Source organism: Sphingomonas taxi, from assembly GCF_000764535.1.
In the GTDB taxonomy this organism is placed as follows: Bacteria; Pseudomonadota; Alphaproteobacteria; order Sphingomonadales; family Sphingomonadaceae; genus Sphingomonas; species Sphingomonas taxi.
The window spans coordinates 3,559,592-3,580,648 of sequence record NZ_CP009571.1 but is presented as its reverse complement, the minus strand read 5'-3'; the positions used below and the strand labels follow the sequence as shown (position 1 = coordinate 3,580,648).

At 69.0% G+C, this 21,057-nt stretch carries 17 protein-coding genes; 5 read left to right on the top strand and 12 right to left on the bottom strand.

What is annotated here, in order from left to right:
• Positions 1-93 precede the first annotated feature (93 nt).
• Both MC45_RS16385 and MC45_RS16380 read right to left on the bottom strand, forming a co-directional pair.
• Positions 94-3,324: an efflux RND transporter permease subunit gene (locus MC45_RS16385; RefSeq protein ID WP_038665462.1), complete on the bottom strand. Its 3,231-nt coding sequence runs from the start codon at positions 3,322-3,324 to the stop codon at positions 94-96.
• A 1-nt stretch (position 3,325) separates the two neighbouring features.
• On the bottom strand, positions 3,326-4,513 hold the full coding sequence (locus tag MC45_RS16380; protein WP_038665461.1) for an efflux RND transporter periplasmic adaptor subunit: 1,188 nt from the start codon (positions 4,511-4,513) through the stop codon (positions 3,326-3,328).
• A 230-nt stretch (positions 4,514-4,743) separates the two neighbouring features.
• Between MC45_RS16380 and MC45_RS16375 the strand changes: the two genes are divergently transcribed.
• Entirely contained in the window at positions 4,744-5,451 is a 708-nt protein-coding gene (locus MC45_RS16375; protein WP_245640751.1) for an SIMPL domain-containing protein, read from the top strand.
• 62 nt (positions 5,452-5,513) lie between these two features.
• Here MC45_RS16375 and MC45_RS16370 read toward each other — a convergent pair whose 3' ends face one another.
• From MC45_RS16370 to MC45_RS16360, 3 genes are all read right to left on the bottom strand, one after another.
• Positions 5,514-5,771: a GlsB/YeaQ/YmgE family stress response membrane protein gene (locus MC45_RS16370; protein WP_038665458.1), complete on the bottom strand. Its 258-nt coding sequence runs from the start codon at positions 5,769-5,771 to the stop codon at positions 5,514-5,516.
• A gap of 107 nt (positions 5,772-5,878) precedes the next feature.
• Complete coding sequence (gene sciP / locus MC45_RS16365) at positions 5,879-6,178, bottom strand: CtrA inhibitor SciP (RefSeq protein WP_037531838.1); 300 nt, start codon at positions 6,176-6,178, stop codon at positions 5,879-5,881.
• A gap of 102 nt (positions 6,179-6,280) precedes the next feature.
• Positions 6,281-6,526, bottom strand: coding sequence for a hypothetical protein (locus tag MC45_RS16360; RefSeq protein ID WP_038665457.1), 246 nt, complete (start codon positions 6,524-6,526; stop codon positions 6,281-6,283).
• A gap of 154 nt (positions 6,527-6,680) precedes the next feature.
• Here MC45_RS16360 and mnmA point away from each other — a divergent pair, with 154 nt between their 5' ends.
• Entirely contained in the window at positions 6,681-7,796 is a 1,116-nt protein-coding gene (mnmA, locus tag MC45_RS16355; protein ID WP_038665456.1) for a tRNA 2-thiouridine(34) synthase MnmA, read from the top strand.
• Positions 7,793-8,047 carry a UvrB/UvrC motif-containing protein gene (locus MC45_RS16350; protein ID WP_081974480.1) on the top strand — a complete coding sequence of 85 codons (255 nt, stop codon included), beginning with the start codon at positions 7,793-7,795 and terminating at the stop codon, positions 8,045-8,047. Before mnmA ends, MC45_RS16350 begins: the two co-directional genes overlap by 4 nt.
• 370 nt (positions 8,048-8,417) lie before the next feature.
• Here MC45_RS16350 and MC45_RS16345 read toward each other — a convergent pair whose 3' ends face one another.
• From MC45_RS16345 to pdxH, 3 genes are read right to left on the bottom strand one after another with little or no spacing between them, the layout of a single operon-like run.
• The gene (locus MC45_RS16345; RefSeq protein WP_038665454.1) at positions 8,418-9,215 is read right to left on the bottom strand and encodes a PhzF family phenazine biosynthesis protein; all 798 of its coding nucleotides are present in this window, start codon (positions 9,213-9,215) and stop codon (positions 8,418-8,420) included.
• A complete protein-coding gene (locus MC45_RS16340) occupies positions 9,212-10,159 on the bottom strand; it encodes a cation diffusion facilitator family transporter (RefSeq protein ID WP_038665451.1) in 948 nt (315 codons plus the stop codon). The genes MC45_RS16345 and MC45_RS16340 overlap by 4 nt, the downstream gene beginning before the upstream one ends.
• A complete protein-coding gene (gene pdxH, locus MC45_RS16335; RefSeq protein WP_038665449.1) occupies positions 10,156-10,734 on the bottom strand; it encodes a pyridoxamine 5'-phosphate oxidase in 579 nt (192 codons plus the stop codon). Before pdxH ends, MC45_RS16340 begins: the two co-directional genes overlap by 4 nt.
• A gap of 364 nt (positions 10,735-11,098) precedes the next feature.
• Here pdxH and ku point away from each other — a divergent pair, with 364 nt between their 5' ends.
• Together ku and ligD are read left to right on the top strand one after the other, a co-directional pair.
• Complete coding sequence (ku, locus tag MC45_RS16330; protein WP_038665448.1) at positions 11,099-11,974, top strand: non-homologous end joining protein Ku; 876 nt, start codon at positions 11,099-11,101, stop codon at positions 11,972-11,974.
• Complete coding sequence (gene ligD / locus MC45_RS16325) at positions 11,967-14,432, top strand: DNA ligase D (RefSeq protein ID WP_038665445.1); 2,466 nt, start codon at positions 11,967-11,969, stop codon at positions 14,430-14,432. The genes ku and ligD overlap by 8 nt, the downstream gene beginning before the upstream one ends.
• Positions 14,433-14,720: 288 nt before the next feature.
• On the opposite strand, the gene MC45_RS16320 is transcribed toward ligD, so the two are convergent.
• The 4 genes from MC45_RS16320 to MC45_RS16305 all read right to left on the bottom strand — a co-directional run bounded on the left by MC45_RS16320 (position 14,721) and on the right by MC45_RS16305 (position 21,021).
• Positions 14,721-15,611, bottom strand: a complete 891-nt coding sequence (locus MC45_RS16320; RefSeq protein ID WP_038667706.1) for a transglutaminase family protein — start codon at positions 15,609-15,611, stop codon at positions 14,721-14,723.
• Positions 15,612-15,939: 328 nt separating this feature from the next.
• Positions 15,940-18,414 (bottom strand): circularly permuted type 2 ATP-grasp protein, encoded by a 2,475-nt coding sequence (locus MC45_RS16315; protein ID WP_038665443.1) that lies wholly within the window; start codon positions 18,412-18,414, stop codon positions 15,940-15,942.
• 284 nt (positions 18,415-18,698) lie between these two features.
• Positions 18,699-19,778: a LacI family DNA-binding transcriptional regulator gene (locus tag MC45_RS16310; RefSeq protein ID WP_081974566.1), complete on the bottom strand. Its 1,080-nt coding sequence runs from the start codon at positions 19,776-19,778 to the stop codon at positions 18,699-18,701.
• Positions 19,779-20,022: 244 nt separating this feature from the next.
• Complete coding sequence (locus MC45_RS16305; RefSeq protein ID WP_081974479.1) at positions 20,023-21,021, bottom strand: NAD(P)H-quinone oxidoreductase; 999 nt, start codon at positions 21,019-21,021, stop codon at positions 20,023-20,025.
• Between the last annotated feature and the right edge of the window lie 36 nt (positions 21,022-21,057).

Here is a 21,057-nt window from a genome sequence, read left to right as displayed (position 1 = left end):
GGTTGCGGCCCAAGCCCGACCTGCGCGTCTGGATCCCCACCTGCGCGGGGATGACGGTAGGGTGGCGGACGCGTCGTTCCGCCTCGCCCCCCCTTATTCCGCCGGCTGCGCGCCCGGATCGTCGCGGCCGATGCGGCCCGGGACCGGGGCGATGCTCGGCTGGTCGGGGCCGGCGATGCCGACCACGGTGCTGCCGTCGTCGCCGGGACGGTAGGTGAGCAGGCGGCTGCCGAGGCGGGGGCCGATGTAGCGTTCGATGCCGACCGCGAGGCTGAAGGCTGCCGGCACGATCACCAGCGTCAGCAGCGTCGAGAGCAGCAGGCCGCCGATCACGACGATGCCCATCGGTGCGCGCCACGACCCGTCGCTGCCGATCGACGCGGCGGTCGGCACCATGCCGGCGACCATCGCGACCGTCGTCATCACGATCGGCTGCGCGCGCTTGTGGCCGGCGTCGATGATCGCGGTGAGCGTGTCGACGCCCTTGTTCATCTCCTCCAGCGCGAAGTCGATCAGCAGGATCGAATTCTTGGCGACGATGCCGAGCAGCATCAGCAGCCCGATGAACACCGGCAGCGACAGCGGATTGCCCGTCGCCCACAAGGCGATCAGCCCGCCCAGCGGCGCGAGCAGCAGCGAGGCCATGTTGACGAACGGCGGCAGCGCGCGGCGGTAGAGCAGCACCAGCACCGCGAAGACGAGGAAGGTGCCCGCGATCACCGCGACGACGAAATTGTTGAGCATCTCCTGCTGCCACTTGGCCTGGCCGAGCGTCAGCTTGTTCACGCCCAGCGGCAGGTTCTTCATGATCGGCAGATTGTCGATCTGCTTCTGCGCGGTGCCGGAGACGATGCCGGGGGCGAGATCGGCGCCGACGGCGATGCGGCGCTGCTGGTTGACGCGGTCGATCTGCGTCGGGCCGGAGCCCAGGCTGATGTCGGCGATCAGCGACAGCGGCACCGACCCGCCGCTCGCGGTGGAGACGGGCAGGTTCTGGATCGTCGACAATTCGGTGCGCGCGCCCTGATCGAGCGCGACGCGGATCGGCACCTGCCGGTCCGACAGCGAGAAGCGCGCCGAATTCTGGTCGATGTCGCCGAGCGTCGCGATGCGGATCGCGCTGGACAGCGCCTGCGTCGTCACGCCGAGATTGGCGGCGAGGTCGAAGCGCGGCTTGATGACGATCTCAGGCCGCTGGAGGTTGCCCGAAATGCGCGGCTGGGTGAGCGTCGGCAGCGTCGCCATCTGGTCGACCAGCGTGTTCGCGGTCTTCTGCAACAGCACGGGATCGTCGCCGCCGAGCACGACGGTCATGTCGCGGCCCGACGAGCCCCAGCCGAACTGCGAGCGGAAGCCGACGCGCGCATCGGCGATCTTGGCGAGTTCGGGCGCGAGGTTGCGCTCGAATTCGGTGCTGGTGACGGTGCGGTCTTCCTTGAGCGTCGCGGTGACGCGGCCGGTGTTGACCGCGCCGTTCGAGCCGGTGCGGGTATAGACCGAGGCGACCTCGGGCTGGCGCCGCAGCAGCTCGCCGACCCGCGTCACGACCTCGTCGGTCTGGGCCAGCGTCGCGCCCGGCACCATCTCGATCGTCGCGGTCGAATTGTCGCTGTTCTCGGCGGGCGAGAATTGCATCGGGACCGCGCCGAACATCAGGATCGTCGCGATGAAGGTGAGGAACCCGAAGCCCATCACCCACATGCGGTGATCGCGCCAGCGGCTGGTGAAGCGGTGGACGCCGCCGCGCGCCGCGCTCGCCTTTTGCCGGCTGCTGTCGAGCGTCCAGCGCAGCACCGCCATATAGACGTCCATCAGCCTGCCCTCGCCATGGCTGGCGTGACCGAAGCTCTTGAGGAAATAGGCGGCGATCATCGGCGTGATGAGACGCGCGACGGCGAGGCTCATCAGCACCGAGACGACGACGGTAAGGCCGAAATTCTGGAAATACTGGCCCGAGATGCCGGGCATCAGGCTGACCGGCATGAACACCGCGACGATCGACATGGTGGTGGCGAGCACCGCGAGGCCGATCTCGTCGGCGGCGTCGATCGACGCCTGATAGGCGGATTTGCCCATCCGCATGTGGCGGACGATATTCTCGATCTCGACGATCGCGTCATCGACGAGCACGCCGGCGACGAGGCTGAGACCGAGCAACGTCATCTGGTTGAGGTTGAAGCCGAGCAGCTCCATGAACCAGAAGGTCGGGATCGCCGACAGCGGGATCGCCAGCGCCGAGATCATCGTCGCGCGCCAGTCGCGCAGGAACAGCAGCACGACGAGCACCGCGAGCACCGCGCCCTCGATCATCGCATGGATCGCGGATTCGTATTGCGCCTCGGTGTATTTGACGCTGTTCGAGCGCAGGATGAAATGGACGTTGGGGTTGCGCTTCTCGAGGTCGGCGAGCTTCTTCACCGCCTCGTTGAAGACGGTGACGTCGGAGGCGCCCTTGGCGCGCTGGAAGTCGAAGCTGATCGCCTGTCGGCCGTCGACCGCGGCGCGGCTGCGCTGTTCCGCATAGAGATCGCGGACGGTGGCGATGTCGCCCAAGCGGATGGTGCGGCCGTTGCCGACGTTGATCTGCGTCTGCGCGAGGTCGTTGGCGTTGCGGGCGTTGCCGAGCACGCGCACCGATTGTTCGGAGCCCGCGATCTCGGCACGGCCGCCGGCGGCGTTGAGGTTGATCTGGCGCAGCTGCGCGTTGACCTGGCTGGCGGTGAGGCCCTGGCTCTGCAGACGCAGCGGATCGAGGATGACGCGGATCTCGCGGCTGACGCCGCCGTTGCGATTGACCGCGGCCATGCCGGGCACCGACAGCAGCTCCTTGGTCACCGTATTGTCGATGTACCAGCTCAATTGCTCGACGGTCATGTCGCTGGCGATCGCCGAGTAACTGGCGAGGTCGTTGTCGGTGGTGTCGGCGCGGAAGATCTGCGGTTCGAGGATGCCCTCGGGCAGATTGCTGCGGATCTGCGCGATCTTGTCGCGCGTGTCGTTGACCGCGCGGTCGATCGGCGTGCCGATCGCGAGCTGGACGACGGTGGTCGACTGGCCCTCGGTGACGGTCGAGGTGATCTCGTCGATGCCCTGGAGCGAGCGGACCGCCGATTCGACGCGGTTGGTGACCTGATTCTCCAGCTCGGTCGGCGCGGCGCCGGGCTGGCTGATGACGACGATGACGACCGGGAAGTCGATGTCGGGGTCGTTGTTGACGTCCATCCGCATGAAGCTGACGATCCCCGCCAGCGTCAGTGCGAGGAACAGCACGATCGGCGGGACCGGGTTGCGGATCGCCCAGGCGGAGATGTTGCGGAAGCTCATGTCAGCTCGCCTTTGGCTGGGCGGTCGCGACGACCGGTTTCACCTTCTGGCCGGGGGCCAGGAACCCGCCCGCCGAGCGGACGACGCGTTCGCTGCCGTCGAGGCCCGCCACCACGGTCACGCCGGCGTCGGAGACCTGGCCGATCTTGATGTTGCGGCGCTCGACCTTGTCGTCCTTGCCGACGATATACACGAAACTGCCCTTGTCGTCGCTCTGCAACGCCGCATCGGGGAGCAAGGGCGCGACCGCGGCGCCGCCGACGATCGTCGCCGAGGCGAAGCCGCCCGGGCGCAATGCCGGATCGTAGCGCAGCGCGATCCGCGCGATGCCCTGCCGCGTGTTCGCATCGATGATCGGCGAGACCTGCCACACCTCGCCGGCGAAGGTCCGGTCGCTGCCGACCGGCGTCACCTGCGCCCGCGCGCCGGCGTGCAGGCTGGCGAGATCGGCCTCGGCGAGCTGCGCGCGCATCTCGATCTGGCCGCCCTGCGCCATGCGGAACAGCACGCCGCTGCCCGAGCTGACGATCTGGCCGGGCTCGACGCCGCGGGTGAGGACGAGGCCGGCTTCGGGCGCGCGGATGTCGAGGCGGCCGTTGCGGGCATTGGCCTCGCGCAGGCTGGCGGCGGCGACCTGGACGCGCGCGGCGGCGGCGTCGCGGGTCGCGGCCTTGCGCTGCAGATCGGCCTTGGAGATGAAACCGCGGTCGACGAGCTGCTGGGCGCGGTCGAGCTCGGCCTGCGCGATCGTCTGGTCGGAGCGCGCGACCGCGACCTGCGCGGCGAGCGAGGCGGCGGTCTGCGTCTGCACCGAGCGGTCGACGGTGGCGAGCACCTGCCCCGCATTGACCCACTGGCCGGGCTCGACGAGGACGCGGGTGATCATCCCGCCCTCGCCGGCGACGCCGACCGGCATCTCGCGGCGCGCGGCGAGCGTGCCGGTGGCGGTGAGCGTGCGGTCGACGGTCTTGCGGCCGGGGACGACGACGGTGACGGTCGGCATCTGCTCGGTCTTCTGGCCGGCGGCGGGATCGGCCTTCTTGCGGCCGAACATCGCCCAGGTGACGATGGCGAGCAGCAGCACGATGACGGCGACGACGACGATCTTGCGGCGGCGGCCCGACGGTGCGGATTCACCCGGCAGAGCCAGCCGTTCCTCGTGACCGATCGAACCCTGATAGTCGTTCATGCCTGTCCCATCCCCGTGCCGGCCACTGCCGGGCCATCGTCCGTCGCGACTGTGTTATCTGAATAAATCACCGCGCTCAAGCCCCCGCTGGCGCGATGGCGCTGCCATGCCCGAAATGCACAGTGTCCGCAACACGATCGCCCGTTCAGCTAGGGTTGACCTCGATCAGGGCAAATGCTCGGCCTGGCGTTCACCAACACGGGAGAGACTAAGTGAAATATCTGTCAGCAATGGCGCTAATGATGGTCCCGACGGCGGCGCTGGCGCAGAGCGCCGCGACCAGCGTCGAGCCGCTGGTGCCGGCGCAGGGGACGATCCTCGACGTCAGCGCGGAGGGACGCACGACGCGGGTGCCCGATCTGGCGACGATCCGTGCCGGCGTGGTGTCGCAGGCACCGACGGCCGCCGCCGCGCTCGCCGACAATGCGCAGCGGATGCAGCGCGTGCTCGCGGCGCTGAAGCGCGCCGGCATCGCGCCGCGCGACCTCGCCACGTCGAACGTCGGACTGAGCCCGCAATATCGCTATACCGACGGCCAGCCGCCCGCGATCACCGGCTATCAGGCGACCAACACGGTCAGCGTCCGCTTCCGCGACGTGAGCAAGGCGGGCAGCGTGCTCGATGCGCTGGTGGCGCAGGGCGCGAACCAGATCGACGGCCCCAACCTGTCGATCGACCAGCCCGAGACGGCGCTGGACGAGGCGCGGACCGATGCGGTCAAGCGGGCGCGCGCGCGGGCCGATCTGTATGCGGCGGCGGCGGGGATGAAGGTGGCGCGGGTGATCTCGATCGCCGAGGCGGGGCAGGATGCCGGCGGACCGGGGCCGCAACCGATGTTCATGGCGCGCGCGATGAAGGCGGATGCCGCATCGACCGAGATCGCGCCGGGCGAGAAGGACGTGACCGTCACCTTGTCGGTGCGCTTCCTGCTGCAATGACGCGAAAAGGGCCGCCCGGTCGCCCGGACGGCCCTTTCGTTTCGCGTGACGAAGCGAACGTCTTAGCGGACGCTACCGCGACGCACGAGGTTCACGATCGCAAGCAGGATCACCGCACCGAGCAGCGATACCAGAAACGAAGTGATGTTGAGCGGCTGATTGTTGATCGAACCGCCCGACAGGATCAGGCCACCGATGAACGCGCCGACGATGCCGACGACGATGTTCAGGAAGATGCCCTGCTGGGCATCGGTGCGCATGATGATGCTGGCCAGCCAGCCGATGACACCGCCGATGATAAGCCAAAGAATGATACCCATAGGTCCCTCCGTTGTGCCCGCCGTGGGCTCCGCTCGGAAAGACTCTCAACCCCGTAACAATGTTCCGCACGCGTTTCGTTTTTAGGGCGCCAGGGGCGTCGGATCGCTCAATATTTCTGCTGGCGCTCGTATAGCGATTTATAGTGCTGGATGCGGGTGACGCGCAGTCCGGGCATGCCGGAGCGGTCGATCGCGCGCTGCCAGCTGGCGAATTCCTCGACCGTCAGACCGTAGCGCGCGCAGACCTCGTCGACGGTCAGCAGACCGCCGTTGACCGCCGCGACCACTTCCGCCTTGCGCCGCACCACCCAGCGCGTCGTCGACGGCGGCGGCAGCGAATCCAGCGTGAGCGACTCGCCGAGCGGGCCTATCACTTTGGCAGGACGGATTTTCTGGTTCTCGATCATCACTCAACCTCGATCGGGGCTGGGGGCCCCCTCTCAAACGCGATACTGAACCTTAGCGAACGGTCTTGAAGATCGCCTTGCACGCCAAGGTTAACGGCAGTTTCATTCTTCCGGGCGCGGAATTCCGTCCCTCCATTGGGCAAGCAGCGCCGCGGTCGGACCGTTGAAGGCGCCGTCGAGCGGCTGCAGCAAACGCGAGGGATGACCGATCCGGCCGAAGCGCGCCTGCGCGACGGCGGTCGGCGACGCCGTCTGCCGTGCGGCGATCCCGACCATGAGCACCGCCAGATCGCCCGGAAGCTTGGTGACCTCCGTATTTCTGTCGAAGCCTGGAAAGCTGAGGTCCAACGCTGATCCACTCGTGTTGCCTGTTCGAACCTCCCTTGTAGCGGCGAGCAATGAAGGCGGGGTAAAGCCGCCGTCACTTTTGTGCGAACCTATGTGAGCCGATGTTAACCGTAGCTGTTTTGCGGTTCGCCGCCGGACCGGGTATGATGGCCGGATGGACGATGTGGATTTCCAGCTCGGCGACGCGCTTACCGGCAAGCGGATCGTCGTGGCGATGTCGGGCGGGGTCGACAGTTCGGTGGTCGCGGCGCTGGCGGCACAGACCGGCGCCGAGACGATCGGCGTCACGCTGCAGCTGTACGACCATGGCGAGGCGACGGGCCGTGCCGGCAGCTGCTGCGCCGGGCGCGACATCCGCGACGCGCGCGCGGTGTGCGACCGGCTCGGCATCGCGCATTACGTCTTCGACCACGAGACGCGGTTCCGCGAAACGGTGGTCGACACCTTCGCCGACGCCTATCTGGCGGGGCAGACGCCGATCCCCTGCGTCCAGTGCAACACCGGGCCGAAATTCACCGACCTGCTGAGCCTGTCGCGCGACCTCGGGGCCGATTGTCTCGCGACCGGCCATTATGTCCGCCGCGTCGTCGGTCCGGCGGGGGCGGAGCTGCATCGCGGTGCCGATCCGGCGCGCGACCAGAGCTATTTCCTGTTCGCGACGACGCAGGCGCAGCTCGACTATCTGCGCTTCCCGCTCGGCGCGCTGCCCAAGGCGCGGGTGCGCGAGATCGCCGCCGAACTCGGTCTCGGCGTCGCCGCCAAGCCCGACAGCCAGGACATCTGCTTCGTCCCCGACGGCGATTACGCCGGGCTGGTGCGCAAGCTGCGCCCCGAGGCGGATACCGCAGGCGACATCGTCGACCTCGTCGGCCGGCGGCTGGGCAGCCATCGCGGCATCATCCATTTCACCGTCGGCCAGCGCCGCGGGCTCGAGATCGGCGGCACACCCGAGCCGCTCTACGTCGTGCGCGTCGATGCGGCGACGCGGCAGGTGGTGGTCGGCCCGCGCGCCGCGCTGGCGGTGGCGGCGGCGCAGGTGACGGGGCTCAACTGGATCGGCGGCGACCATGACGGCGCGATCACCGCCAAGGTGCGCTCGATGGCCAAGCCGGTGCCGGCGCGGCTCGACGGCGACCGGCTGCGCTTCGCCGCGCCCGAATATGGCGTCGCGCCGGGCCAGGCGGCGGTGCTCTATGCGGGCGAGCGCGTGCTCGGCGGCGGCTGGATCGCGGCGACCGAACCGGCGCTGGCGGCGGCGGCGGCGGCGTGACCGTCTCGATCGAGGCGCTGCGGCTGGAGATGGAGGCGGCCGCGGCGGCGCTCGACTTCGAGACGGCGGGGCGGCTGCGCGACCGGATCAGCCTGCTGCGCGCCGGTGGCGAGGATGTCGATCCTGCCGGGCTGGAGCGGCAGCGGCCGGGCGCGATGGGGCTCGGCACGAGCCAGTCGCGGGTGGTGCCGCCCGAAGGCTGGGTGAAGCCGGTCAAGCCCGATCCGATGACCAAGCGCCGGGGGCGGTAGCGCGCGAGGGGTGGAGGGGCAACCGTCGCCTCACCTCACGCGCGCGCGCCCGATCGTCATCCCGGCGAACGCCGGGACCCATGGTTGCGGGCGGCTGGCGGGGAACACTACCGCCTACGTCATCGTATCCATGGGTCCCGGCGTTCGCCGGGATGACGACAGGAGGGGTGGTGACAGATGCCGGCGGCGACGAACTCGCCGCACGATCAGCAGACCCACCGGTGCGGGCCTACGCGTCCACCCCATGTCTGTCATCCCCGCGGAGGCGGGGATCCATAGACGCTGACGTTCCGGCTCAGTCGGGGACCTGCGCGTCTGGATCCCCGCCTTCGCGGGGATGACAAAGCGGGGCGATGCCGCGGCAGCACCGTCACGGCAGCAGGAACGTTCCCTCGATCACCGTCACGCAGGCGCCGCCGAGCACCACGCGGTCGCCCTCCAGCCGGCAGGACAAAGCGCCGCCGCGCGCGCTCGCCTGATAGGCGCCGAACCGGTCGGTGCCGAGCTTTTCCGCCCAATAGGGCACGATCACCGCATGCGCCGAGCCCGTCACCGGGTCCTCGTCGACGCCCGCGCCGGGCGCGAACATGCGGCTGACCACCGCGGCGGTCTCGCCGCGCGCGGTGACGATCGCCTGATGGTCGCCGGTCGCCGCCAGGGCGCGCAGGTCGGGGCGGACGGCACGGACGGCGGCTTCCGACTCCAGCACGATCACGCCGTACCCCCCCTCGCGCCACAAGGTCTCGACCACATCGGTGACGCCCAGCGCCGCGACGACCTCGGGCAGCGGCCGGGGTTCGGGCTTCCACGCCGGCAGCGCCAGCGTATAGCCCGCGCCTTCCCGCATGACGGTCAGCACGCCCGCCCGGCGGGTGCGGAAGCGGACCTGCGTGCGGTCGGTGTCCGACGACAGCACGAAATGGCCGCTCGCGAGCGTGGCATGACCGCACAATCGCACCTCATGCCCCGGCGTGAACCAGCGCAGCTCGAAATCCGCCTCGCCGCTCGCATCGGGGATCAGGAAGGCGGTTTCCGACAGATTGTTCTCCGCCGCGATCGCCTGCAGCACGTCGTCGGCGAGCCATTGCGACAGCGGCATCACCGCGGCGGGATTGCCGCCGAACGGCGCGTCGGCGAAGGCGTCGATCTGCGCGAACGGTATTCTCACAGGCGTTTCCCGAACCAATGGGGGGTGACGTCCGCCTCGACCAGCGGATTGTCGGTGTCGACATGCCCCTCGGGATCGAGGTGGATCAGCACCTCGACCTTGGGGAAGGTGCGGCGGAGGTTGCGCTCGACCGATTCGACGATGTCATGCGCCGCGCCGACGGTGAGGTCGCGGTCGACCTCCATGTGGAATTGCGCGAAATCGTGGCTGCCCGAGCGGCGCGTGCGGAAGTCGTGGATGCCCTTCAGCCCCGGCTGGCGCGCGGCGACGTCGAGGAAGGCGGCGCGCTCGTCGTCGGGCCATTCCTTGTCCATCAGCTGGTCGATGGCGTTGGACGACGCCTGGAACGCGCCCCAGGCCAGCCACAGGGCGATGACGATGCCGAGGATCGGATCGGCCTTGTGCCAGCCGAAATATTGATCGAGCACCAAAGCGATGATGACCGAACCGTTGAGCAGCACGTCGGACTGGTAATGGACGTTGTCCGCCATGATCGCGACCGAGCCGGTCTGGCGGATGATCTGGCGCTGGTACCAGAGCAGCACGATGGTCGCGCCGATCGCGACGATCGACACGCCGATGCCGAATTCGGCGTCGGCGGTCGGGCCGTTTTCCGACAATGCGGTGATCGCGCGCCACGCGATGCCCGCCGCCGAGGCGGTGATCAGCGCGACCTGGAACAGCGCGGCGAGCGCCTCCGCCTTGCCGTGGCCGAAGCGGTGGTCGTGATCCGCCGGCGTCGCGGCGAGGCGGACGCCATACAGCGTGACTAGACTGGCGAGCAGGTCGAGCGCGGTATCGGCGAGGCTGCCGAGCATCGCCACCGACCCGGTATGCCAGGCGGCGAAGCCCTTGAGCGCGAGCAGGAAGCACGCCATCGCCACGCTGGCGAGCGCGGCACGCGTCGCCAGCGGCAGAAGCCGGCGCTGTTCGTCGCGCGTCATGGGAACAGCAATCCTTCGGTCCAGCCGTCGCCGGCGCGGGTGAACAGGCGGCGTTCGTGCAGGCGATGCGCGCGATCCTGCCAGAATTCGATGGCGTGCGGGGTGACGCAATAGCCGCCCCAATGCGGCGGGCGCGGGACGTCGTGGCCTTCGAACTGCGCCTTGGCGGCGTCGACCCGCGCCTCGAACGTCTCGCGCGAGTCGAGGGGGCGCGACTGGTCGGAGGCCCAGGCGCCGAGCTGCGAATCGCGGCCGCGGCTGGCGAAATAGGCGTCCGATTCGGCGTCGCTGGCGAGGCTTACCGGCCCCTCGATGCGGATCTGGCGGCGCAGCGACTTCCAGTGGAACAGCAGCGCCGCCTTGGGCACCGCGGCGAGATCGGCGGCCTTGCGCCCTTCGCGGTTGGTGTAGAAGACGAAGCCGTCCGGGCCATGGCCCTTGAGCAGCACCATGCGCACCGACGGCTGCCCCGTCGCATCGACGGTGGCCAAGGCCATCGCGTTGGAATCGTTGATTTCGCTGTCGCGCGCCTCGGCGTACCAGGACTCGAACAGCGCAAAGGGGTCGTCAGCCATGCGCCGCCCTTAGCGCATGTTGATGCAACGGGAAATGCAGCCATCGATTCCTCCCCCGCCGGGGAAGGGCTATCGCCTATGGTTGCGGTCATGAGGTTTGATCGATTTCCTCATCAGATTCGTCACCCCGGACTCGTTCCGGGGTCCACCGGCCCGCAGGGAAACGGCCTCGAATCAAACCGCTCTCCTCGCCGCGGAGTGGACCCCGGAACAAGTCCGGGGTGACGGGGGTAGGCTTGGAAAGCGATAGACCCACTCGAACGCCCGTATGCGATGGCCCTGCCCGCCGGGGGAGGGATTGACCTCGGCGGAACGACTCCCGCGCCCGCGGATTGAATCGCTTCCGCAACGGAAAGACCCCATCATGCCCGCACGCGCCTATTGGCAAGGACAGATCCGGCTCGCTTTGGTGTCGATCCCGGTCGAGATCTATGCCGCCACCAAGAGCGGCGCGTCGGTCGCGTTCAAGCAGATCCACGAGCCGACCGGCCAGCCGATCCATTACGAGAAGATCGTCACCGGCGTCGGCCCGGTCGACACCGACGAGATCATGAAGGGCTATGAGGTGTCGAAGGGCGAGTTCGTGCTGCTCGAGCAGGACGAGATCGACGCGGTGAAGCTCGAATCGAAGAAGACGCTGGAGCTGACCCAGTTCGTCGATGCGAGCGAGATCGACGTGCTCTATTACGAGAAACCCTATTTCGTCGTGCCGGCGGACGATCTCGCCGAAGAGGCGTTCATCGTGCTGCGCGAGGCGCTGCGGCGGACCAAGAAAGTGGGCCTGGGGCAGTTGGCGATGCGCGGGCGCGAATATGTCGTCAGCCTGAAACCCTGCGGTCGCGGGCTGGTGCTCGAGACGCTGCGCTATGCCGACGAGGTCAACAAGGCGCAGAGCTATTTCCGCGAGATCCCCGAGGGCAAGCCCGACGCCGAATTGCTCGACCTCGCCGAGGCGCTGATCGACAAGAAGACCTCGGCGTTCGATCCGCAGGAATTCCACGACCGCTATGTCGATGCGCTGAAGGACCTCGTCGAGCGCAAGCGCAAGGCGAAGGGCGCCAAGGTGATCGAGGAGAAGGACGACGGCGGCAAGACGTCGAGCAACGTCGTCGACCTGATGGCGGCGCTCAAGAAGTCGATGGAGAAATCGGGCGCGGCCAAGGCGGAGACCAAGGCGGAGACGGGGGCGCCCGCGAAGAAGGCACCGGCCAAGAAGGCGCCGGCGAAGAAACGTGCCTGATCCGCTCGAACGCTATAACGCCAAGCGCGACTTCGCGAAGACTGCCGAGCCGGCGGGGACGCTGGAACCCGGCCATGGCAACGGCTTCATGGTGCAGAAGCATGATGCGACGCGGCTGCACTGGGACTTCCGGCTTGAGGTGGACGGGGTGCTCAAGAGCTGGGCGGTGACGCGCGGGCCGAGCCTCGATCCCGACGAGAAACGGCTGGCGGTGCGCACCGAGGACCATCCTTTGTCCTATGCGACGTTCGAGGGGACGATCCCCAAAGGCGAATATGGCGGCGGCACGGTGATGCTGTGGGATCGCGGCACCTGGGCGCCGGTGGCGGGCAAATCGGCCAAGGATATCGACAAGGGGCATCTCCACTTCACGCTCGACGGCGAGCGGATGAAGGGCGAATGGCTGCTGATCCGGCTGAAGCCGCGCGCCAAGGAAAAGCGCGAGAACTGGCTGCTGCGCAAGCTCGACGACGCTTATGCCGGCGGCACCGACACGCTGGTCGAGGAGGCGCTGACCAGCGTCGATACGGGCCGGACGATGGCGGAGATCGCCGAGGGCAAGCCGGCGCGCAAGACCGCGCCCGCCAAGGCGGCGAAACCCGCGAAAGCCGTCAAACCTGCGAAGCGCCGCGCCGCCAAGCCGCAGGCGATGCCCGCCTTTCGCGAACCGCAGCTTTGCACCCTGGTCGACGCCGTCCCCGCGGGCGCCGGCTGGCTGCACGAGGTGAAATATGACGGCTATCGCGCGCTGGTCGCGGTCGCCGGGGGCGAGGCAAAGGTCTTCACGCGCAGCGGACTCGACTGGACCGACAAATTCGCCGCGATCGCCGAGGCGGCCGCTGCGCTGCCCGTCGACAGCGCGCTGATCGATGGCGAGATCGTCGCGTTCAAGGACGGGCGGCCCGATTTCTCGACGCTCAAGGACGCCATTTCGGCCGGCGGCGACATGACGCTGTTCGCCTTCGACCTGCTCGAACTGGACGGCGAGGACCTGACGGCGCTGACCACCGTCGAGCGCAAGGACCGGCTGCGTGCGATGCTGACCGACGGGCCGCGCCTCCAGTTCGCCGAGCACGTGCTCGGCTCGGGCGAGGCGCTGTTCGAGGCGATGTGCAAGGAGGGGCTGGAGGGCGTCGTCTCGAAACGCGCCGACGCGCCTTATGCCGGCAAGCGCAACCGGACGTGGCTCAAGGCGAAATGCACGCGGCGGCAGGAGTTCGTCATCATCGGCTGGACGCCGTCGGACAAGAAGCGCGGCTTCAAGTCGCTGCTGCTCGGCCTGCACGAGGATGGCGGCTTTCGCTATGCCGGCAAGGTCGGCACCGGCTTCGATCAGGCGATGATGGATGACCTCGCGGAGCGGCTGGCGGGGCTTGCGGTCAAGACGCCGCCGGTCGATGCGGAGAGCCTCAAGCCGTTCAAGGCGGCGCTGCGCGGCGCCAGATGGGTGAAGCCCGAACTCGTCGCCGAAATCGCTTTCGCCGAGGTGACGCCCGACAAGGTGCTCCGTCATTCGAGCTTCCTCGGCCTGCGCGGCGACAAGGCGGCGGCGGACGTGGTGGCGGAGGTCGCCGAACCCGCACCTGCGGCGCCCGAGGTGCATATCAAGGTCAGCAGCCGCGACCGCGTGATCTTTCCGGAGAGCGACGTCACCAAGGGCGAGCTCGCCGATTATTATGCGCACCTCTCGCCGATCATGCTGCCCTGGGCGGGGCGGCGGCCGGTCAGTCTGGTGCGCTGTCCGCAGGGGCGGGCCAAGCAATGCTTCTTCCAGAAGCATGACGCGGGCAGCTTCGGCGACACGGTGCATCATGTCGACGTCAAGGAGAAGGACGGCTCGGTGCAGCCCTATCTCTATGTCGACGATGCCGACGGGCTGGTCGCCTGCGTGCAGATGGGGACGATCGAATTCCACGGCTGGGGATCGCGGATCGACGATCTGGAGAAGCCCGACCGGCTGGTGATCGACCTCGACCCCGACGAGGGGCTCGACTTCGCCGACACCAAGCGCGCGGCGGAGCATGTCAGCGCGCAGCTCGCCGAACTGGGGCTGGTCAGCTTTCCGTTATTGTCGGGCGGCAAGGGTGTGCACGTCGTCGTGCCGCTGACGCCGCAGGCGGCATGGCCGGCGGTGAAGGACTTTGCGGATCGCTTCGCGCGGGCGTTGGCGGCGGCCGAGCCCGACCGCTACGTCGCGGTGATGACCAAGGCGAAGCGCAAGGGGAAGATCTTCATCGACTACCTGCGCAACCAGCGCGGCAGCACCGCGATCATGCCCTATTCGACGCGTGCGCGGGCCGGCGCGCCGGTCGCGGCGCCGGTGTCGTGGACCGAGCTGCGCGATATCGACACCGCGGCGCGCTGGGGCGTGCGCGATGCCGAGGAACTGTTGCAGCGCGCGACGTCGCGGGCGCTGGCGGGCTGGGGCGTGGCGGAGCAGGTGTTGCCGGATTTGTGAGGGTCCGATCGACGCTGCTTTCGATCTCGGGGATATCGCCGTCACCCCGGACTTGGGCGAGCCGCTTTTGAAAGTCGTTGCCCCCTAAAGTGTTCCCGCGCAGGCGGGAACCTAGGGCCACGCACAATACCATCTCATAGCGTCCGCGACTCCTGGGCTCCCGCCTGCGCGGGAGCACTGATAGAATTCCGCGAAGGTATCGACTCAAGCCGGGCTACACCGCGAAAAGCGGGACCCCGGGTCGAGCCCGGGGTGACGGGGCAGCGGGCATCGCGCACCTATGCGCCCTCAGCCCTCCGCATTGGCCAGCGGCGCGACGTCGACGCTCACCGCCATGTTCTGCGCCTGCGACCCGAGCACGACGCCGTCGACCGGCGCGATCTCGGCATAGTCGCGGCCGACCGCCATGACGATGTGATCGCCCGCCATCCAGATGCCGTTGGTGGGGTCGAGCCCGACCCAGCCGTGCACCGGTCCGCACCATAACAGCACCCAGGCGTGCGTCGCATCCGCGCCGACCAGCCGCGGCTGGCCCGCGGGGGGGATGGTGCGGATATAGCCGCTGGCATAAGCGGCGGGCAGGCCGGCGGCGCGCAGGCCGGTGATCATGATCTGCGCGAAATCCTGGCAGACGCCCTTGCGCTTGAGGAACGCCTCGTGCGGCGGCGTGTCGACCAGAGTCGCGGTCGCATCGAAGGTGAAATCGTCCTGGATGCGCCGGGCGAGCGCGATCCCCGCCTCCAGCGCGCCGCGCGCCGGGTCGAGATCGGGCGCGCAATAAGCGGCGATGGCATGATCGAGCGGGATCAGCGGCGACGGGAACAGGTAATTGGCCGGGCTCGCCGCGGACAGGTCGCGGCTGGCGCGCGCCAGCGCCGCGACCTCGGCCAGCGTCGGGTCGTCGGGCGAGGCCACCGGCACCAGCCGGTCGACGCGCATCCGCGAGCGGCTCTCGATCGTCAGGCTGCGCACCGGCGTGTCGATCACCAGCCGGGTGACGTTGGCGAGTCCCGCCTCGGCGCGCGCCGGGCTGAGCCGGCCGACCGGTTCGACGGTAAGCGCATACTCCTCGAGGCTCTGCCCCGGCCAGTCGATCGGCTTCAGCCGCAGGTTGCAGCGCGCGAACTTGACGTTGCCGCCATAGTCGAAGCGCGTGATGTGGCGGATATCGTAAAGCATTTCACCGATCATGCCGTTTCTGTCCGGTGCGCGGAATACGTGCCTGTGACGACTGGCTTGGGGCGATCCTTCGCCCCACACCCCCCGTCACCGCGGAATTGTTCGAAACCTCTGTAAAACTGTCCCAGTGCTCCTGCGAAAGCAGGAGCCCAGGAGTCCCGAGCGCAAGGATACGTTGCTCTGCTTGGCCCTAGGCTCCTGCTTTCGCAGGAGCACTGTGTTGCTTCACTGGTAATGCGGACTCCCGCGGACCACTCGAAGGAACCCGGGGTGACGAAGTGTAAGTGGACCGGTTCCGATCCCCATCCGCGATGATCGAGCGCCCGGATCATGCCAGCGTCAGCCCGCCTTCGCGCAGCGGCTCGGCGCCTTGCAGGAAATAGCGGCGCGCGACGCTTTCCGATAGTTGCGCCAGCCGTCGTTCGAGGTCGCCGAGCACGTCGGCATCGAGCGTCGCCGCGGTCGTCATCGCCAGTGCGGCGGCGAGGCTGCGGCCGTGCGCCTGTTGCGGTTCGGGCATGCCGTCGTCGCTGAGCACCGGCAGGTCGCGCAGCCGCTCGCCGATCCGCTCCGCCTGATAGGCGAGGCTGCGCGGATTGCCCGGATCGAGCGCGACGAGATCGACGACGGGGACGCGCGCGATTCCCGTCAGATAGCGCTGGCGATAGCTGATCTGGCTGTCGGCGAGGTCGAGCAGGGTCGACAGATCGTCGGCGGTCGCCCCCGGCATGCCGAACAGACGCAACGCACGCGTCATCGCCATCGCCCGCTCGACGCGGCGGCCGAGATCGTGGAACCGCCACGCCGCGGTGCGCCCCATATGCTCCGCCGACAGGCCGGCGATCGCGACATAGCGGCGCTGGAGCGAGCCGGCGCGATCGAGCATGCCGCGATGCGTCGGGAACGGTGCTTCGAGCAGGCGCACCATGTCCGCCGACAGCCGGTCGCGCGAGCCTTCGCCGATGCCGCGCGCGAGCCGGTTGATCGTCGCGACCGAATGCCAGCCCTCGTCCTCCATCGCAGTCCTGGCGAAGCCGGTGAGGTCGGCGCGGCGCAGCGAGGCGGGATGCGGCGCCGCGCCGCCGCCGGCGATCAGCCCGACGAGCTTGCCGACCGTCGCGCTCGAAAGCGCTGCGCCGCCATCGGCATCGATCGAATTGCCGAGCATGACGCGGATCGCCGCGAGCAACGCCTCGCCGCGCTCCAGATAGCGGCCGAGCCAGTAGAAATTGTCGGCGACGCGGCTCGGCAGCGTGCCGGGATTGCGGCGGACCTGATGCGAATCGGGCGCGTGCAACAGCGACACCGGCTCGACCGTGTCGGCGCCGTGGATACAGACGTCGGCGGACCACGTCCCCTCGCCGAGCACGCTGGCGCGCGGGTCGGTCGCCTCGCCGATCCGCGCGAAGCCGCCGGGCAGCACCGTCCATTCGCCATTGCCGTCGCGCGCGGCGAAGACGCGCAGCGTGAACGGCCGCGGCACCAATCGGTCGTCGATCACCACCGGCATCGTCGACAGGCGGACGATCTCCTGCCCGACATAATCCTGTGGCCGGCGTTCCATGTCGGCGAGCAGCGCGGCACGCTGGCCGGCGTCGAGTTCGGCGCCCGGCATCGTACGCCCGCCGGGGAGCCCCAGCGGCACCGGTCCGAACGCCGAGCCGATCAGCATCCGGTCGAGATCCTCCTCGACGCGCGCACGCTCGGACGGCTGGCCGCACCACCAGGTCGCGATATTGGGCAGGTGCAGGCTCTCGCCGCACAGTCGCGTCGCGAGCTGCGGCAGGAAGGCGCCGAACGCCGGTGCCTCGAGCACGCCCGCGCCGGGGGCGTTGGAGAGCACGACATTGCCCGCGGCATAGGCATCGATCAGCCCCGGCACGCCGATCTGCGAATGCGAATCGAACGCCAGCGGGTCGAGCATGCGCGGATCGACGCGCCGCCACAGAGCATCGACGCGCTTGAGGCCGGCGATGGTGCGGACGTAGAGCTGGTTCTCGAGCGCGGCGAGATCGGCGCCCTCGACCAGCAGCAGCCCGAGATAGCGCGCGAGATGCGCCTGTTCGGGATAGCTCGGGTTGAACCGGCCCGGCGTCAGCAGGCCGATACGCGGGTCGGTGCGGCGGCACATCGCGGCGATGCCGGCGCGGAAGGCGGCGAAGAAGGGCGCGTGGCGCTGGACGTTGATCCGCGCCTGCAGGCCCCCCAGCGTACGGCTGACCGCGAGCCGGTTCTCCAGCGCATATCCCGCGCCCGCGGGCGCGCGCAGGTGATCGGCGAGCACACGCCACTCGCCGGTCGGGCCGCGGCCGAGGTCGATCGCGATGAAATGGAGGTGGCGGCCGCCGGGTGGCTCCAGCCCGACCATCGGCCGCAGGAAATAGGGACTGCCGGTGACCAGAGCGGCGGGGATCAGCCCGCGCTCGACCAGCCGGCCGGGGCCGTAGAGGTCGGCGATCACCGTCTCCATCAGCGCGGCGCGCTGGGTGACGCCGCGGACGATCTGCGCCCATTCGTCCGCCGCGATCAGCAGCGGCACGGGCGAGACGGGCCAAGGTCGCTCGTCCGCCTCGCCGATGATGCGGAAGCCCATGCCGATATCGGCGGCGTGGCGGCGGACGCGCTCGCGGACGTGGTCGAGGTCGTCGGAGGCGACGGTGGCGAGTTCCTCGAACATCGCCGCCCAGGCGGCGTCGTCGCTGCCGCACAGCACGTCGCCCGCGGTGGTGCGCGCGCAATAATCCGTGATCCAGCGCCGCGCATGCGTCGCGGCGTCCGAGAGAGGCGCTGCCTGCGTCGCCATAGCCTAGCGTGTCACCTTCATCCGCCCTGCCCGGCACCGTCTACGCTTGCGCGCCGCGACGCAACCCATAACCGGCCGCCGCGACCAATCGAGGGCCGCGCCGCCGGTTCGCACGAGCCGAGGTGACGTTCACGCGGAGGCGCGGAGGTGTTGCGCTCGCCCGATCCGCGGTCCTTCCTATCGAACGACGGCGATGACAGGACCACATCGCCTACCCGGTCCATCTCCGCGCCTCCGCGCGAACATTCCTCTTCTTCTAGGCCCTTCGGGACCGTCGATCCAACCTAAAGGCTGGCGCGCGGCCGCCGCCGCGGCGGGGCGTCGGACTGGCGGCGGATCAGCGTATAGTCGAGCACCTGATGACGCGGGGCGTCGCCGCCGCGCTGGCGGCGGATGGTGCCGACGAGCAGCGCGACCGCGGCGCGCGCCATGTCGGCGATCGGCTGGTGGATGGTGGTGAGCTCGGGCCAGATCGCGGTCGACAGCGTCGTGTCGTCGAAGCCGCAGACGGTGAGGTCGCCGGGCACGTCGAGCCCGCGGCGATGCGCCACCGCCACCGTCGCCGCCGCCATGTCGTCGTTGGACGAGAAGATCGCGGTCGGCGGGTCGGTCAGGCCGAGCAGTTGTTCGGCGGCGTCGAGGCCGGACAGATAGGTGAACAGGCCGTCGACGATCAGGTCCGGGTCGATCGCGATCCCCGCTTCGGCCAGCGCCTCGCGATAGCCTTCCAACCGCTGGTCGCTGGCGGAGAGATTGGGATTGCCGGCGATGAAACCGATGCGGCGATGGCCAAGGTCCATGATATGCCGGGTCATCGTCGCCGCGGCGGCGCGATCGTCGATGCGGATCGCCATCTGGCTCGCCGCGGGCAGCGCGGTGGCGACCGCGACGCTCGGGATATTGGCCGCGTCGAGCAGCGCGAGCAGCGCCGGCGCCTCGCACAGCGGCGGCGGCAGGATGATGCCGTCGATGCCGCCGTCGATCAGATGCTGTGCGACCTCCAGCTCGTGATCGCCGAGGTCGCATTTCTCGACGATGATCTGCACGTCGCTGCGGCTCGCCTGGTCGAGGCTGCCGAGCAGGAATTCGCTGAGGAAGCCGGCGCTGGGATTGCTGTAGAGCAGCCCGACGCGCGACGGCCCCGCCCCCGCCAGGCTGCGTGCGGCGGGATTGGGGGCGTAATTGAGCGCGGAGATCGCGTCGTTGACCCGGTCGCGGGTGGCGGGGCGGACGTTGCTTTCGCCGTTGATGACGCGCGAGACGGTCATCGGCGAGACGCCGGCGCGCTTGGCGACGTCGCTGATCGTCGGCGCGGAACCCGCCCGGCGGGAGGAGCGGGGCGGAGAAGCGGGAGGAAGAGTCATGACGCGCGCGGGACAATCCATTGGGGATGAACCGCAGGCATGGACGCAAGCGGCGAGGGGAGCAAGAGTTTCGCCAGTAAGGACGCGCGCGGTACGGAACCGCACCTGCCGCGGGTCAAGATTCCACTTGCATCGGAAAGGACCTCCGAACACAAACCGCGGCGCATGTCCGTCGGATAGATTTCAATAAGTTACCGTTTAAAGACAAGGGAGTTAACAACCTAATATCTATGCCCGGCGCGGATCAGACGGTGAGCACGATCTTGCCGACGTGATCGCCCTCTTCCATCCGGGCGTGCGCCGCGGCCGCCTCGGCGAGCGGGAAGACGCGATCGATGATCGGGCGCAGCCGGCCGGCCTCGACATGCGGCCAGACGGTGCGGCCGATCTCGTCGGCGACCAGCGACTTGAACGCGGTGTCGCGCGGGCGCAGGGTCGATCCGGTCAGCGTCAGGCGGCGGCGCATGATCTCGAACAGCGGGATCGTCGCCTGCGCGCCGCCCTGCACCGCGATCGAGACGTGGCGGCCGTCGTCGGCGAGGCATTGCAGGTTGCGCGGCACGTAGTCGCCGCCGACCATGTCGATGACCGCGGTGACGCCCTTGCCGTCGGTGATCGCCTTGACCCGCTCGACGAAATCCTCGGTCTTGTAGTTGATCGCATGCGTCGCGCCGAGTTCGCGGGCGCGTGCGCATTTCGCGTCCGAGCCGGCGGTGACGATGATCGTCAGGCCGAAGATGTTGGCGAGCGCGATCGCCATCGTGCCGATGCCGCTGGTGCCGCCGTGCAGCAGCACGCTGTCACCCTCGGTGGCGAAGGCGCGCTCGAACAGATTGGTCCACACGGTGAACAGCGTCTCGGGGATCGCCGCCGCCTCGATCATGTCGAGCCCGGCGGGCACCGGCAGGCACTGGCCGGCGGGCGCGACCGCATATTGGGCGTAGCCGCCGCCCGCGAGCAGCGCGCAGACGCGCTGGCCGAGCAGCGCCTCATCGACATCGGCACCGAGCGCGACGACGGTACCGGCGATCTCCAGCCCGGGGATCGACGGCGCGCCCGGCGGCGGCGGATAGCCGCCCTTGCGCTGGAGCACGTCGGGGCGGTTGACCCCGGCGGCGGCGACGCGGATCAGCACCTCGCCCGCACCGGGCCGCGGCACCGGCCGTTCGACCAGTTGCAGCACTTCGGGGCCGCCGGGCGCCTCCGGATCGATCGCCTGCATCGTCTCGGGCACTTCGCTCATCCGGTCGCATCCTGTCCGTAGCTCGCCCGACCGCGG

Excerpts from the sequence above, each read along its gene's own strand:
- MC45_RS16385 (WP_038665462.1), bottom strand. The coding sequence starts at position 3,324 with ATGAGCTTCCGCAACATCTCCGCCTGGGCGATCCGCAACCCGGTCCCG.
- MC45_RS16380 (WP_038665461.1), bottom strand. The coding sequence starts at position 4,513 with ATGAACGACTATCAGGGTTCGATCGGTCACGAGGAACGGCTGGCTCTG.
- MC45_RS16375 (WP_245640751.1), top strand. The coding sequence starts at position 4,744 with ATGGCGCTAATGATGGTCCCGACGGCGGCGCTGGCGCAGAGCGCCGCG.
- MC45_RS16370 (WP_038665458.1), bottom strand. The coding sequence starts at position 5,771 with ATGGGTATCATTCTTTGGCTTATCATCGGCGGTGTCATCGGCTGGCTG.
- sciP (WP_037531838.1), bottom strand. The coding sequence starts at position 6,178 with ATGATCGAGAACCAGAAAATCCGTCCTGCCAAAGTGATAGGCCCGCTC.
- mnmA (WP_038665456.1), top strand. The coding sequence starts at position 6,681 with ATGGACGATGTGGATTTCCAGCTCGGCGACGCGCTTACCGGCAAGCGG.
- MC45_RS16340 (WP_038665451.1), bottom strand. The coding sequence starts at position 10,159 with ATGACGCGCGACGAACAGCGCCGGCTTCTGCCGCTGGCGACGCGTGCC.
- pdxH (WP_038665449.1), bottom strand. The coding sequence starts at position 10,734 with ATGGCTGACGACCCCTTTGCGCTGTTCGAGTCCTGGTACGCCGAGGCG.
- ku (WP_038665448.1), top strand. The coding sequence starts at position 11,099 with ATGCCCGCACGCGCCTATTGGCAAGGACAGATCCGGCTCGCTTTGGTG.
- MC45_RS16320 (WP_038667706.1), bottom strand. The coding sequence starts at position 15,611 with ATGCTTTACGATATCCGCCACATCACGCGCTTCGACTATGGCGGCAAC.
- MC45_RS16315 (WP_038665443.1), bottom strand. The coding sequence starts at position 18,414 with ATGGCGACGCAGGCAGCGCCTCTCTCGGACGCCGCGACGCATGCGCGG.
- MC45_RS16310 (WP_081974566.1), bottom strand. The coding sequence starts at position 19,778 with ATGACTCTTCCTCCCGCTTCTCCGCCCCGCTCCTCCCGCCGGGCGGGT.
- MC45_RS16305 (WP_081974479.1), bottom strand. The coding sequence starts at position 21,021 with ATGAGCGAAGTGCCCGAGACGATGCAGGCGATCGATCCGGAGGCGCCC.